This window comes from Echinicola rosea (assembly GCF_005281475.1).
Lineage (GTDB): Bacteria > Bacteroidota > Bacteroidia > Cytophagales > Cyclobacteriaceae > Echinicola > Echinicola rosea.
This window is the reverse complement of the sequence record NZ_CP040106.1, coordinates 1,116,566-1,132,028: the sequence shown is the minus strand read 5'-3', so window position 1 is coordinate 1,132,028 and position 15,463 is coordinate 1,116,566. Positions and strand designations below refer to the sequence as shown.

The following is a 15,463-nucleotide window of genomic DNA, read 5'->3' as shown; positions in this document are numbered from 1 at the left end:
GGAATAGATAGGCTAATGCATAATGCGGGTTTAAGTTTTGGCAGTTGGAAGGTTGGGAAATGCGGCATCCACCTCGTCTTACGGAATTTGCCTTTTATCGTATTTGTCCAAATACCTCATCCTTCCGTCTTTGTATCCGGTACCTCGTACGTTATACTTAGTTCTAGCCAGGGCAGTCAAAGTGAGTCAAAGACTCAGTGCTTGCCAGTGTGGGGGCAGAGACCCAGCACAGCACAGATCTCAAGTCTCATATCTCAGGTCTCAATACTCAAGACTCAAGACTCAAAATCTAGCTCCTGGATACCCTAATATTCGCTTGGTATAGACGGGTAATGTAAAGGTAAAATATGGCCAAAATAAAGGCTACGGCTCCACCGACGATGATGCCCATGTACCATTTCAGCTTGCTCTCTTCCAAGGGAAAGCGGGGCTTATCGATGATCTGGATCAGTGGTGAACTGTTGCGGTGGTTGATTTTGGCGATTTCGAGGTTTTTGATGATTTCCTCATACGCGCTGCTGGACACGCGGATATCCACCTGCTTCCGCTCAGCATCCACTACCGTACGCTGCATCAGGGGGTTGGGGTTGGGGCGTTTGTCCTGTAGTTGCGCATATTCCTTCAGGTCTTCATCCAGTACCTTGCGGACGCTGTCCGCCTGGGATTGTAGGATCTGAAGGTTTTCGGCGGTCTTTTTGGTTTTGGTTTCGAAGTAAAACTGGTTGACATTTTCCACCAGCTTTTCATTATAGGCTTTGGCGAAGGGTTCGTCCTTGGAAGTGGTGGTGACCTTGATGATGCTTAGCTTACGGTCAGGCTTTTCCACGGCCAGTTCATTTTCACGGATTAGCTGGGCCACCTCCCTCATCACACTGTCCTGCTGAATGGAAAAATCCTCCCGCGGGAGGCTAAAATCCAATCGGTCAAAATCCACCTTATCGCCCCACTTGTCGGTAAGCTCATGAAACTGAATATAGCGCTCCACCAGCAGCATTCCATCGACCTCCTCAGCAGGAGAAAGCAGTGTCTTGATCAGCATATTGTCGGATCGGTAAAGCTCCATGATGTTGTCCCCTTGAAAGAGGCCACTGCTGCTTCCCAGCGAACCCAAGTTAATGCCTGCAAGACTGGCGAGCCCTGAAAGGCTACCCATACTGCTTCCACTGGATTCTTCCAGCACAAAAGATGTCGAGGCCGTGTACTTGGGTTTCTTTACCCATGAGGCGACCAATCCCAGGACAGCACCCGCCAAGATTGCGATGACGATAAACCTCGCTTTACTCCTAAAAAACGTCAACCAGCCCTTTCCCCGAAGAATGAGCTCCCGAAACGTTATCTTGTCGTCGATGATATGTTTTTGATCCGCCATTAGTTGCTACTGTTGTTGAAGTTGATCTGGGAGATGACCAGTGCGATGGTGGCCAGGCCGGAAGTCAGGCCGACGATTTCCCCGATGCGCAGCGGCACCCGAGGGCCTTTAGAAGGGACGATTACCTCTGCGCCGGGCTCCACTTTGGGGTAGGATTTTAGTCCCAAAAAGCTCTTGGTGCGCGCCACCTCACCATTGGCATAGACGACATAGGTGCGTTTTCGCTTGGCCCTATTGTCAAAACCACCAGCCCTGTCGATGTAATATTTCATCCCACGGCCACTTTCATACCTTACGGTAGTAGGGTAAATGACATCGCCACGCATTCTTACGGTCTGTAGCTGCTTTGGTACGCTGATGATGTCCCCTTCTTCCAAGATCAAATCATACTTGGATCCAGGCTGCTGAAGAATGGCCTGCAGGTCAATGGCAATGGCCTCCGTTTCGTTGATCTTAATGGCCGTCCCTTCCCCCTGTCCAATGTCATGAAGGGTTTCCTGACGGGTTTGGGCAATTAAGTCCTTTTTTTCTTGGTCGCTTAGGCTGTCTTGGGTCTGCAGTTGCAAGCGTCTCATTTGATTGGCTTGGGCTTCGGAAGGATCTTCGGTTGCGATCCTTTCAAGCAGTTTTTCCATGTGTTTTTGCTTCCTGAGCTTTTCGGATTCCGTATTGTAGTATTCGGTTCTGCGAATCAGTGTAGCCCCTGCAGGGTAAGCATACCCCGTGAGTCCACCTGCCCTTCTGATGACGTCTGAAACCCTTTCTTCTGTATTTTTTAGGGCAAATTCCCCCGGCGCATTTACTTGTCCTTCCACTTTCACGATGCGCTCAAGCGCAAAGTTGGGTTTACGGCGGACGATGATATTGTCATACGGGGCTAAGACCTGAACATTGCCTTGGGTGCTGAGGTCACCGCTTAAGGTCACGGGGATGAGTTCGGCAACTTCACCACTTTCACCATTTTCGTGTACCCTTCTGGCTATTTCTACGTCACTTTTGGAGGCCGACTCGGTAAATCCACCGGCCTGAAGGATCAGGCCCTCCACGGTCATGCCCTCTGCATAAGGGTAAATGCCCGGATCCCGTACTTCCCCGGAAATCTTCAGGTAATACTCGTCCTTTAGGTCATAGATGGAAGCAATTCGGACGATATCATCATTTTCCAGTTTGACATCTTCTGTTCCGTTCTTTACAGCTTTAAGGTCCACTTGGAGCACGGAAGTGGACAGGTCGTCATTCGTCCTGAGGATGCTGGCCCTGTCGAGGTAGGCATCTCCGCGAAGACCATCGGCCCGCTGGATAAGCTGGGAAAGCGTAAGGCCGTCCGAAAGGGCATAATTACCTTCCCTGAACACGGCTCCCTTGATCTGGACACGATTATTATAGCGATCCAGAACCGTTCCTACCGTATATAGGTCGCCGCCTTTGACGGTAAAGATATCGAATTGACCATTATAGACATCCGAAACGGTCTTTTCTTTATCGGTAAACCGGGTGACGCTGATTTTTTCTTTATAAGCATTGTCCGTAAAGCCTCCTGCATATTCCATGACTTCGCGGAGCGTTTCACCGTCCTTTACTTCAAATACCATCGGCCGCTTCACGGCACCTTGGAGCGTCACCCTGGACTGATAGGGCTCCACCAATATCACATCCTGGTCTTGCAATTGCAGGTCCATGTTGGCGGTACCGTTGACCAAGAAATCATAGGCATCTACCGTGGCGACCAGTTTGTTGTTTCGCATCACCTTGATATTTCGCATGGTCCCGTTTTCATTGGGGCCTCCTGCTGCGTAGAGGGCATTGAACACGGTACTGAAGGCGCTGAGGGTAAAGGTCCCGGGAAGTCTTAGCTCTCCTACCAAGTGGACTTTTATGCTGCGGACGTTTCCAAGGGAAATTTGCATAAACGTGCTGGGATTGCTCCCTTGCATATCGGCATAAAACTGTGAGAGCCTGTTTTTGACCACCCTTCTGGCTTCGGCAATGGTCAGCCCCGAAACCCCGATGGGGCCGATGTTTTCGAGCAACAGGTTGCCTTCAGGGGTGATGGTGGACTCATAATAATTTTCGGAAGCACCGTACACATCCACATAGACCATATCCCCTGGTCCAAGTACATAGCCATTTGGAGTGGCCATGTTCAGGTTAGGCTCAAAGGTCAATTGTCGGTTTTTTTGGTAAAAGATGTCCAGCCCAAAGTACTGGGTAGCTTGACCGGTATTTTCCAGGTTGGGCTGTTGTGCTGCCATTCCCTGTACGATCTCATGAAGGTTTACTTGCTGCCTGGGCACCCGTTTGATTGGTTTGGAGCTGCTTTTATTTGGTCCGCTTTCAGCGTCTAGGGTCTTCAGCCTTTCGGAAAGCTTGGTGGCTTCTGCATCGGCCATTCCCCTGGCCCTGGCCATCTCTACCAGTTCGGTTTTGCTCAGGCCGGCATCCTCAGCCCTTTGTACCAAGGTCTTCAACTGGTCATCTGAAAGATCATCTACCTTGATGGTAGCAATGTCCGTCATGGACTGGGCAGCCACTTCCTGATGAGCCGCAAACAGCAGTACAAATCCCAAAAAGGCTTGCAGTAATGCCAAATTCAAAAATTTTATCATTATTCCCGATTTGTTTAATTTATGCAGGGAGGTGGACACAGCTTCGCCCCGTCACCCCCAAGTTTTGGTGACCAATGGATCTATTTTCATCACCTAGCCCCGAAAATAGAAAACCACCGTAAAGATAATTATTCCGACTGATTGAGGGCAATGTTTGTAATTAAATGCCCCCCTTCGTTAATCAAATTAAAAAGATAAGGGCGGGTGGCACATGAGCTACGGGTGAACTGCAAAAAAAAGCCCGGATCGAATGTCCGGGCTTTAAGGTGTTATTTTGATGCAAATCCAGTCTTATTCGCTAGGATTTTGGATTATGTTATCATTGGCATTTAACTCATCAATGGGGATTTGCCACTGCCAATCGGCTGTGCCAGCTTCTTCAAAGAACTTACTGTTGATGACAATGCCCACATGGTTACCGCCATTTCTGTCCAAAGGCAAGTTCAAACGCTTAAGGTCATAGAACCTAAACCCTTCTCCCCACAGCTCCACACGGCGCTGGATCATGATCTCATCGATCAGTGCCTGTCCGGTATTGGTGCTTTGGGTGTATTCCGGATCCCTGGCGGATGCCAGTTCAAACAAGGCTGCTGCGGCACCGGCATCATCGCCTGATCTAGCCAAGGCTTCTGCCTCGATCAGGATCATCTCTGCTGCCCTCATATAGGGTACGTCCCCGACAGAGCTACCATTCGCTTGCGCTAAAAACTTTCGGTTCATATAGTCCTCTTTCGTAAAGGACTCCAGGGTCATTTCGTCGATAAACGGATCCCTCAGTTCAGGATCAGAGGCATTGGCATCCCAAAGCCTTTTTCTATAATCGGTATCACTGATCTGGTCATACAATGGTTGGAAAATCGCCTTAGGATTCCCACGGATATTGGTAGAACTAAAGTTTAGCGACATATAGGCAAAGAAAGAAGCAAAGTATGTTTGTTGGATATCGATCTGATGGAAGCCCCACATCCACTCAGGATTGGTATAATCGTTAAAGCCGGCCAACAAATCAGATTCTCCCATAAGGTCAAATCCATCTCTTGCCGCATTGGCCACTGTGGCGGCTTCTGCAAAACTTCCTTGTGTAAGCAACACCCTGGCCTTGATTCCTCGGGCAACATTGACATTTATGTGGGAAGGATTGTTTCTACTATCATCTAAAAGAGCGATGGCATCATCCAAGTCTTGGTTGATCTGTGCATAAACTTCTTCTACGGAATTACGTGAACCGCCTTCCGTAATGGGTTCCAAGACAATCGGTACACCCATTTGATCATTGCCCCCATTGGCATCATAGCGCTCCGCAAAAATCTGTACCAAATTAAAGTGTCCCCAAGCACGGTAAGCCAGTGCTTGACCTTTGATCTCATCCCGCTCTTCTTGGGTTCCTTCTGCTGCATCGATTTTATCGATCAACATATTGGCATTGCCGATAATTTTATAGTAAAACTTCCAGACAAACTCCACATCAGATTGATTTGCATCGATATGTCTTATCCAAGAGGACATGGATACAAACCAACCGTTAGCTTGATTGGTCATTACGACATCCTCGGCAAGTACTTCACGCATGATCATTACGCCGTGCTCTCCCGGTTGCCCTTGGGAATCATAGCGGAGGCCCATGGCACGGTGAATGCCGTTTAGAGCGGCCATCGCATTGCCAGTGGTGGCAAATGCTGATTCTTCGGACACCGCATCTGTCGGTGTTGTGTCCAGGTAATCACTGGCACAGCCAATGTTTACCAAAATGGCCAATAGAAATATTTTATGGATTATTTTTTTCATGATAATTCTCATTTAGAAGCTTACATTAAGACCTAACGTGAACGTTCTGGCAGGTGTGTAGGTATTGGATGTCGTTCCATTGAAACTCTCCGATACGAACATTCCCTTTCTCTTCGAAAGCCAACCGAGATTTTCCCCGGCAATAAATACCGTAGCTTGGGAAGCATCCACTTTGCTAAGGATATCTCCCGGTAATCGGTAGCTCAGGTTAATGGATCTTAGGTTTAGGTAAGATCGGTCAATCAACCATCGGTCTGAAGTACCATTGGTTTCCGCCGAATTGATATTATCCATCCTGGGCACATCGGTAATGTCACCAGGCTGCTGCCATCTACCGAGTGCATCGGTATGGAGGGCATCACCATCGGGGCTGGAGCTCATCAAGCTGGCATAAAGGCCGTCATAAATCTCACCACCGACAGCAAAGCTTACCAATACACTTAATTCAAAGTTTTTATAAGAGAAGGTATTGGCCAGGCCACCAGAAAAATCCGGAATAGCGGTTCCTGCAAAATGCTGCTTGGCATTATTATATTCAGTCGTCAATGTATCCGTTCCGACGATTTTAACATCTTCACGTACCTCGCCATCCTCATTAAGGTATTCATCCGCCGTATAAAGGCCATATCCTGTCTCGGGATCCACGCCTCTCCAATCTCTCAGCCAGTAGTCGTAAATCGATCCACCTACCACATATTTTTTGGTACCGTTGATCTGCTCATCGAATGGCAGCTTTTTGAATTTATTGGTGAAGGTCGAAACGTTCAAATTGGCGTTCCAGGTGAAGTCTTGGTTTCGGATGATGTCCCCTTGGATCTGGAATTCCACGCCGCTATTGGCCATGGTACCGATATTGATCGGCCTGCTTTCCAAACCAGTCGTAAGGGACAATGGTACATCAAACAACAAGTTCTCAGAAACACGGTAATAGTACTCCAAAGTACCCGTAAATCGTCTAGCGAAGGCAAAATCCAAGCCTACATCAAAGGTATTGTTGGATTCCCAAAGTAGATTTAAAGCAGATAGACTTCCTTGAAGAATACCAGGTTCTAGGGCGTTGTTATTGTCCAGGTTGTAAAGGGCCTGCCATGGATAATAGTTTTGATTATTATCGGCATCCAACAATCCGTCATTACCTACTTCACCATAGGAAGCTCTAAGCTTCAGCATGTCAAAGAAATCGGCATTGAAGAAGTTTTCTTTCTCAATATTCCAAGCACCGGCTACTGACCAGAAGGTCCCCCATCGTACATCTTCAAAGAACCTGGAAGATCCATCCGTTCTGATCGATGCAGAAAAGGAATACTTGTCATCATAGACGTAATTAAAACGAGAGAAATAAGACTCGATTCTGTAAGAGTCCACACGACCGTCCGCAGCACTGGTTACTACAAAGTTATCAGGCTCTATATTGCCATCCAAGATTTGCTCCTGCTTGGCCAAATACTGGTAATTGTATTTGTAATCATAATTCTCATGCGCTACTAATCCCTCAAAATAATGTTTAGTGTTAAAGGTATTGGCATAGCTCAAAATCTGGTTAAAGGTCAGGGCGTTTCTTCTGATATTGGTACGATTGGCCCTGCCAGCGGGAGCGCCGTCACCGACGATTTTATTGTCATATTCGATACCAAGATGAGAAATCATATCCGTCGAAACGTTTGTCCGCAAGGTAAAGTCTTTTAGGAAGCTTACTTCAGCATATGCCCTGGCACTGATTACATCCCGGTCATACAGGTCCTCGTTTAACTTGGTTTCCTGAACAACATGGCGTCCTACAGATGCTCCGGGACCACGATTTACAGATCCCAAACTCGTCATGTCACCAGTATCATAAATCCGCTGACCATTGGCATCGAGGATATAGCCACCGGTCTGCTGGTTTTGAAGATAAACCGGATAGATCGGCCCCATATTTCTTGCGAAAAAGAACGGGTTGACATAACTGGAGTTACCAGAAGTACGCGAGCTGTTACCATCTGCCATTGTAGCAGACAGGTTAATGCCGGTCTTGAACCAGTCTGTTGCTTGTGTATTCACATTGATACGGCCTGTAAAACGTTCCATATCGGATTTTAGCAAGAAGCCTTTCTCGTTAAGGTAACCTACTGAGGTGTAGAAATCGGTCTTTTCGGTTCCTCCTGAATAGGTCATGTTATATTCGCCACGGTTACCGGTACCGATCAATTCATCGTACCAGTCTAAATCCGTAAAGTTATTGACGGCACTGGAGTTCAAGGTACCATCTAAGCCTACGATTTGGTCATTCGGAACATTATAGATATTATATCCAAGCTGTTCGATCAAGTTTTCAGAAGCATACTGGCTAGCAGCACCATCCTCCAGTCCATTGCCACTGGGATTCATCTGGCCATGCTTCAGGGATTCCCACACCAGTGGATAATACTGCGCGGCATTCACGCGGTCATATTCTGGCAAAGCCCTGGAAGAAACCCCTTGTCTTACCGAAAGGTTAAAGGTAGATTTTTTGGCACCGCCTTTTTTGGTGGTGATCATAATGACCCCATTGGCTGCACGGGCGCCATACAATGCCGATGATGAGGCATCTTTTAGCACCGTCACATCAGCAATGTCCATAGGGTTAAGGTTAGAGATATCTCCAGAATAGGGCACACCGTCCACTACATAAAGCGGATTTTGGGAGGCATTTACCGAGCCAATACCACGTATTCGTACCGTGGGGCTTTCACCTGGCTGGCCACTGGCAGATGTGGTGATCACACCGGCTGCTTGTCCTTCCAGTACGTTGGTCACACTGTTGATGGGCCGATTGGCAATTTGTGCCTCTTTGATCGCTACTGCAGAACCCGCAAAGTTTCCTTTTTCGGCTGATCCATAAGCCACCACGATCACCTCTTCCAGGTTTTGGGTGTCGGGCATCAAGGTGACATTCACCGTACTTTGATTGCCAATGTTGATTTCTTGGCTGCTATAGCCAATAAAACTAAATACCAGCGTGTTATTGTTCGCTGGCACCTCCAAAGTGTACATACCATCCAAATCGGTGATGGCACCCACAGTGGTTCCTTTTACCAGTACGTTTACGCCTGGCATTCCATTTGGCTCCTCTTCAGAAGTTACTTTTCCCGTCACGGTCCGGCTTTGTGCCCAGACCGAGGAAATGGTAAAGAGGGCTAAGATGAGACTTAGTAAACTTTTCCTCATACGATTGATTTTAAATATTTAATGTTTTTTTGGTAGAATTATTCAATAGACTATTTGTTTAGTTATGAATATTTCCTTCGGAAAGATAAGGTAGTTTTTGTAGATTTTTTATGAAAAATTAACATTTATTACCAGCGGTACTGCCCTAATGTGTGAATATGACCTATGAATATCAGAAAACCACACTTTAAATTTGCTGTGGAAATAAAATTGACGTGTTTTTTATCTTGTGTTTTTGTAAGTATTGATATGAATATTTTACCGATAGTCCATTTTATGATTTATTAAAAAAATGATCGGCATCTGAGTACAGCCTGTGTTTTCGAAGTAAATTTGTCAAAATCTACCCCCCTAAATCTCCTATAATGGGTTTATGATCATCGCGATTAGGACGGTGATGGTAATAAGAAATAGACAAAAACCTTTTCGCTCTTCTGGTGATGTGAAATGTGGTCTGACCACCACAATTTAAGTGATCGATTATTCGGAACAGTTTTTACAAATGGCGATTTGGCTCCTGTCTCTTAAGAGCTGCTTTCTAAAAGCATGGTACCTTCCTGTCTGCCAAATTTGACCGATATCCTGTACAGCGAGATTTCCCATTTTGTGGCTGGCATCTTTATCGAAGCAGCATGGCACCATCTCACCATCCCAGGTGACAACTGCCCCTTGCCACATTCTCCAGCACTTGTTCTGAATGGGCTTTTTGAGTTTCCATTTGCCATTTTGCTGTGGGAGGTACCTGGAATACCGGAGGTCTGAAGGAATGAGTTCGGAACCGTCTTCGAATCCGTAGATTTGGGCGGTCTTCAGTTGGAGTTCGTCCACCTGGAGGCTAGTGGACAGTTCCCTAATAGCAGGCAGCTCGTGCTCGTTTTTTCCTGTGACGAGAAATTGGAAAATCACTTGGGGAAACTGCTTACCTGCTGCTTTCCGCTCTGATATAAGCAATTTTATTCCCGCTTTTACCCGCTCCAGGTTTCCGCCAATACGGTATTGCTGATAGACGCCTTGTGATGCGCCGTCCACCGATACGATCAGCTGTTTGAGTCCGGAGGCAAGGATTTTTGGAACTGTCTTTTCATTGAGAAAGTGGGCATTGGTGGAGGTAGCCGTAAAAATCTTCCGATCATCCGCATACTTTACCAAATCCAATAGTGCAGGGTGCAAAAAAGGTTCCCCCTGAAAATAAAGATGAAGGTACGACAGGTGACCGGCACTCTCACGAATGATTTTTTGGTACAGCGACTTGTCCAGCATTCCAGTGGGCCTGGTAAAACTCCTCAACCCTGAAGGACACTCCGGACATCGAAGGTTACAGCCAGTGGTAGGCTCCACGGACAGGGCCGTGGGTAGTCCACGCATATGGGGGGCTTTCACTAGCCTGGACCAATAAAAAGAACCGTACAACCAAAATACGTTCATGATTTTTTTCCACGTCAGGTAGCGCAGAAATGCCTTGGCCAAAATAAACTTACTTTTTACCGTCGCTGCTGTCATTGCCCTCAAATGTATTAAAAAAGTGGCAATTTGGCGGGATCAACCTTGCGATAAAGCAGTGGCTAAAATTTAGGTGCTATGGATTTTCCTAAGGGGCTGGATTTATAAATCTCAGTTCGATTATAAAACCGTCACTGCGAGGCTTAGAGGTAGGCCTGAGCGGGTGGAAGCCGTGGCAGCTCGCCGCGGCGAGTTGCCACGCCCTTTTCCAACCCACATCTTCCTAAAAAGGGTTCGCGTATGACGCTTTTTATACTAAAAATAAGTCGAGCTCAGGTTATAAAGTTGGTAACTCCAGACAGCCTGTTGGACTGCTGTCGCGGAACTGTCTTTGCCGATACAGGCGTAGGATTGCAAAAATTGCGTCTCAATTTTGGATTATTGAGTCAGAGATTCAGGGTTTAAAAGTGCCGGGGCGGAGACCCGGCATAAAACAATACAGTGAAGGTTTACCTTGAATCACACCGAACTACCGCTTTTCTGCATGAAAAGTGGAGATGATTTCTTCAAAATCTCCTTGGATGGTTTCCGCATCTTCCTTTGGGGCCGTTGTAGTGATTTTGAAGTTTTGACCCAGTTTGGGAAACATAAAAAAGTAATTGGTCATTTCTTCTCCATTGACGAGGGAAGAAAACTTTGCCCAAAGCGCAGTGGTGCCGTCTATCTTTATCTTTCCTCTTTCTGTTGCCTCAAACCCTTCCACGCCATCGGCTACATTGTACAGCAGCTCAAATTCAAAATCTTCTTTAAAGGCCGGCTTATCGCCCAGTGACTCAACATATTCATCGCCCTGAGGTCGCTGAAGGTAGGTGAAGGAAATAAATGCACCCTCCACTTCGGGCGCATGCACTTGATAGGTGTACCCATTATCTTTCACCTCCCATCCAGCAGGTTTTTCATAGCTGAACTGGATGCTGGGGTCGTTTACCACTATCTGTTCCTGGGCGGCAGCTACCAATGGCAGCATGGCCAAATAAAAAAACACGATCGATCTGAGTATCATAAGTTTTCTTGGTCTGGTGCTTTAAAAGTGATCGCAATAAAAGTGCCTATCTTATTCTTCCGATATTGCTGCTCGGACAAAGGCCAGTTCGTCCTCTATATTGGCAGCGTAATATATCATGTTGTTTTTTACGAAAGAAGGCCCCCAAATACGAGGAAACTCCTCTATTTCATTTTCTGAGATCATATTCAGATTATTGTCAAAAACTGTCAATACATAATCCCATGTGGATTTGTTTACATTATCTCTGTGAGAGGTGAGACGGTAATAAAGGTGTTTTTCAGGATCATAGAGGGGTCGGAAAAAATTCAACTTACTCCCAATTCCTTTAGCAATTTCTTGAAACTCCTCTTGCGAATCTACAATTGCTTTACCTACTCTTTCCTGTTGGTTTGGTGTGATTTGGCTCTCATACTTATGGTGGTGAAGTGAGTCCTTTTGGGTATCATAAACAAATAGTTCATTGATCGCAGAATTGGAAATAAGTACAAGCCCAGCGGTATATTGAAAGAAAAAACTGGCCGATCGCTTTGATCTACCTCCTGGTATCTCAATGCTTAATAATGTCGGGGCAGAGGCTTGGCAAAACCATGTTGTATTATCTTGGCCTAAATCCAGTGAATAGCTTATATCAATACATGTATTCCTACATGGGCTTCTTTCGGCTCCGCTCAGGAGCCCGTGTTGTAAGGCCATCAAAAATCTCCAATCATGCTATCTCTTTCATTCCTCTTTGTTCTTAGCTCTTTCCTCTATCATGCTACGTATCCCCATTCAGCACTCCGAGCTTAGAGACAAAATCCCAGATGGCAATGCCCATGCTCACGGAAATGTTCAGGGAATGTTTGGTGCCCATTTGGGGGATTTCGAGGATATGGTCACTGGCGTGGATGACTTCTTCCTCGACGCCAAAGACTTCATTGCCAAAAACCAACGCATATTTTTTTTCTGCTTCGGGATGAAATGTGTTCAGCATTGTACTGCCTTCCACTTGCTCCAAGGAACAGATGGTAAAATCCAGTTCTTTCAGCCTGTCGATAGCTTCCACAGTATTCGCTACGTGTTCCCATTCTACTGATTCGGTAGCACCCAGTGCGGTTTTTTGGATATCGCGGTGGGGCGGCGTGCCGGTAATGCCACAGAGGTATATTTTCTGGATACGGAATGCATCGGAAGTCCGAAATGCCGAGCCCACATTGTTCAGACTACGGATATTGTCCAGTACGATGACCAATGGAATTTTATCGGATGATTTAAATTCCTCGACGGACAGTCGGTTAAGCTCGTCCATGCTTAATTTTTTCATTCGGTTTTTGTTTACCTTCTTGAATCGATTAATTTCAGCCTTTGAATAATTACCAAAAGTAACACGAAAGATTTAAATCCGGTAAAAGATGGCCAAAGCAAAGGCAAAAGCAGCGAAAGAAACGCCCCTGATGAAGCAATATAACAGCATCAAGGCCAAACATCCAGGGGCATTGTTGCTTTTTAGAGTGGGGGACTTTTACGAGACATTCGGTGAAGATGCCGTCAAAGCTAGCAAGGTCTTGGACATCGTCCTCACCAAGCGTGCCAATGGTGCCGCCAGCCATATCGAACTGGCCGGTTTTCCACACCATTCGCTGGACAGCTACCTGCCAAAGCTCGTCCGTGCCGGCAATCGCGTGGCCATCTGCGACCAGCTGGAAGACCCCAAGGATGTCAAGGGCATCGTCAAGCGGGGCGTCACCGAGTTGGTCACGCCAGGTCTTTCTTTTAATGACAATGTCCTCGACAAACGCCGAAACAATTACTTGGCATCGGTATATTTTAATAAGGAAAATTTGGGCATTGCCTTTTTGGACTTATCCACAGGGGAATTTATGTGTGCCGAGGGTAAGGCTTCCTATATCGAGAAACTCCTGCAGAGCTTTAGCCCATCCGAGATCATTTATTCCAAAGCGGACAAGACCAAAGCAGCCGAGTTGCTCAAAGATGATTTTACGACCTTCCACTGCGAGGACTGGGTGTTTCAGTATGATTACACTTACGAAAAGCTGACCGAACATTTCCAAACCGCTAATCTTAAGGGCTTTGGCATCGAAAACCTGGAGCAGGGCATCATCGCTGCAGGTGCCATCCTTTACTATCTGGAAGAGACCGAGCACAAGGAAGTCAAGCATATTGCAGCGATTTCCCGGATTGCCGAGGAGAAATTTGTCTGGCTGGACAAGTTCACCATTCGAAACCTGGAGTTGGTTTATCCACAGCAGGATGGAGGGGTGCCGCTGATCCAAATCCTCGACCAGACGGTAACGCCGATGGGCTCCCGCATGATGAAAAAATGGATGGTATTGCCCCTTAAGGAAAAGGCACCCATCGAAGAGCGGCTGAAAGTCGTGGACCATTTCCATGCAGAGCAGGACCTGGCCGAAGAAATCCTCAGTCACCTGAAACACATTGGTGACTTGGAAAGGCTGATTTCCAAAGTCGCCGTGGCACGGATCAATCCCCGTGAGATGAACCAGCTGAAAAAAGCCCTGAAAAACAGCCTTCCCATTAAGGAATTGCTCAAAAAGCAAAAGAACCCTTCCCTCAAAAAGCTGGGCGACCAGATCAACGCCTGTGAATTCTTGCTGGAAAAAATCGACAAGGAGCTCAAGGAAGATGCGCCCATGCTGACCCATCAGGGGAATATCATCTGTGATGGTGTGGACGCCGAGCTGGACGAATACCGCAAGCTATCTACTTCTGGGAAGGATTACCTGGTACAGATCCAGCAGCGGGAAATTCAGCGCACGGGCATCAGCTCCCTGAAAATCGCTTACAATAAAGTCTTCGGCTATTACCTGGAAGTGTCCAATACCCATAAGGACAAAGTACCACCCGAATGGATCAGAAAGCAAACCTTGGTCAATGCTGAGCGGTACATCACGGAAGAGCTGAAGGAATACGAAGATAAAATCCTCCATGCCGAAGAAAAGCTCGTGGTGCTGGAGCATAAATATTTCAATTTGCTGGTGCAAAGTGCCGTGGAATACGTCACCCAAATCCAAGAAAATGCCCGGATTTTGGCCACCGTGGACTGTTTGCTGTCTTTTGCCATCGTCGCCAGCCAAAATGGCTATTGCCGGCCAAAAGTCGCCGATACGGACAGCCTGGAAATTAGAGATGGCCGTCATCCCGTGATCGAAAAGCAACTGCCCATCGGGGAAGATTACGTGCCCAATGACATCTACCTCGATAACAGCACCCAGCAGATCATCATCATCACAGGCCCCAATATGGCCGGTAAGTCGGCACTGCTTCGCCAGACCGCACTGATTGTACTGATGGCGCAAATGGGAAGTTTTGTGCCCGCCTCGTATGCGCGAATAGGCATTATCGACAAGGTGTTTACACGGGTAGGAGCATCGGATAATCTTTCCAAAGGGGAATCCACTTTTATGGTAGAAATGACCGAAACGGCCAGCATCCTGAACAACCTCTCTGATCGCAGCTTGGTGCTGATGGATGAAATCGGCCGTGGTACGTCCACCTATGATGGGATTTCCATCGCTTGGTCCATCGTGGAATTCCTTCACAACCATCCGAAGTTCAATGCCAAAACACTGTTTGCGACACATTACCACGAGCTCAATCAGTTGGCGGAGGATTTTCCAAAGGTGAAAAACTTCAATGTATCCGTGAAAGAGGTGGCCGACAAAGTCATCTTTATGCGAAAACTAAAAGAAGGCGGCAGTGAGCATAGCTTTGGGATCCATGTGGCACAAATGGCCGGGATGCCTAACCCGGTAGTCTTACGTGCTTCGGAGATCATGGGGCATCTGGAAAAGGACAAGGACATGAACCAACAAAAGGAAAAGATGAATGATGTGCCTAAAAACAACTTCCAGCTGAGTCTTTTTGAGATCGACCCGAAGTTCAAGGAGGCTCAGGAATTATTGGACAGCATAGACATCAACACCATTTCCCCCGTGGAAGCCTTGCTAAAACTCAATGAAATCAAGAAAAAACTGGATTAAAAAAATCTCC

The 15,463-nt window shown here is 46.8% G+C and carries 9 protein-coding genes; 1 reads left to right on the top strand and 8 read right to left on the bottom strand.

All coding sequences use genetic code 11. The features are described 5' to 3' along the window. Positions 1-289: 289 nt before the first annotated feature. From FDP09_RS04730 to FDP09_RS04695, 8 genes are all read right to left on the bottom strand, one after another. Complete coding sequence (locus tag FDP09_RS04730; RefSeq protein WP_137401552.1) at positions 290-1,369, bottom strand: GumC domain-containing protein; 1,080 nt, start codon at positions 1,367-1,369, stop codon at positions 290-292. Beyond that, positions 1,369-3,975, bottom strand: coding sequence for an SLBB domain-containing protein (locus tag FDP09_RS04725; protein ID WP_137401551.1), 2,607 nt, complete (start codon positions 3,973-3,975; stop codon positions 1,369-1,371). The genes FDP09_RS04730 and FDP09_RS04725 overlap by 1 nt, the downstream gene beginning before the upstream one ends. Positions 3,976-4,266: 291 nt before the next feature. Continuing rightward, entirely contained in the window at positions 4,267-5,760 is a 1,494-nt protein-coding gene (locus FDP09_RS04720) for a RagB/SusD family nutrient uptake outer membrane protein (RefSeq protein ID WP_137401550.1), read from the bottom strand. A gap of 12 nt (positions 5,761-5,772) precedes the next feature. Further along, entirely contained in the window at positions 5,773-8,946 is a 3,174-nt protein-coding gene (locus tag FDP09_RS04715) for a SusC/RagA family TonB-linked outer membrane protein (RefSeq protein WP_137401549.1), read from the bottom strand. A gap of 480 nt (positions 8,947-9,426) precedes the next feature. Next, complete coding sequence (locus FDP09_RS04710) at positions 9,427-10,446, bottom strand: radical SAM/SPASM domain-containing protein (protein WP_137401548.1); 1,020 nt, start codon at positions 10,444-10,446, stop codon at positions 9,427-9,429. A gap of 469 nt (positions 10,447-10,915) precedes the next feature. Further along, positions 10,916-11,449: a hypothetical protein gene (locus tag FDP09_RS04705; RefSeq protein ID WP_137401547.1), complete on the bottom strand. Its 534-nt coding sequence runs from the start codon at positions 11,447-11,449 to the stop codon at positions 10,916-10,918. A gap of 51 nt (positions 11,450-11,500) precedes the next feature. Further along, positions 11,501-12,145 carry a DUF4221 family protein gene (locus FDP09_RS04700; protein WP_137401546.1) on the bottom strand — a complete coding sequence of 215 codons (645 nt, stop codon included), beginning with the start codon at positions 12,143-12,145 and terminating at the stop codon, positions 11,501-11,503. A 64-nt stretch (positions 12,146-12,209) separates the two neighbouring features. Next, positions 12,210-12,755 (bottom strand): RNA methyltransferase, encoded by a 546-nt coding sequence (locus FDP09_RS04695; protein ID WP_187328796.1) that lies wholly within the window; start codon positions 12,753-12,755, stop codon positions 12,210-12,212. Between the two features lie 88 nt (positions 12,756-12,843). Here FDP09_RS04695 and mutS point away from each other — a divergent pair, with 88 nt between their 5' ends. Next, positions 12,844-15,453: a DNA mismatch repair protein MutS gene (mutS, locus tag FDP09_RS04690; RefSeq protein WP_137401545.1), complete on the top strand. Its 2,610-nt coding sequence runs from the start codon at positions 12,844-12,846 to the stop codon at positions 15,451-15,453. The last annotated feature ends 10 nt before the right edge of the window (positions 15,454-15,463 follow it).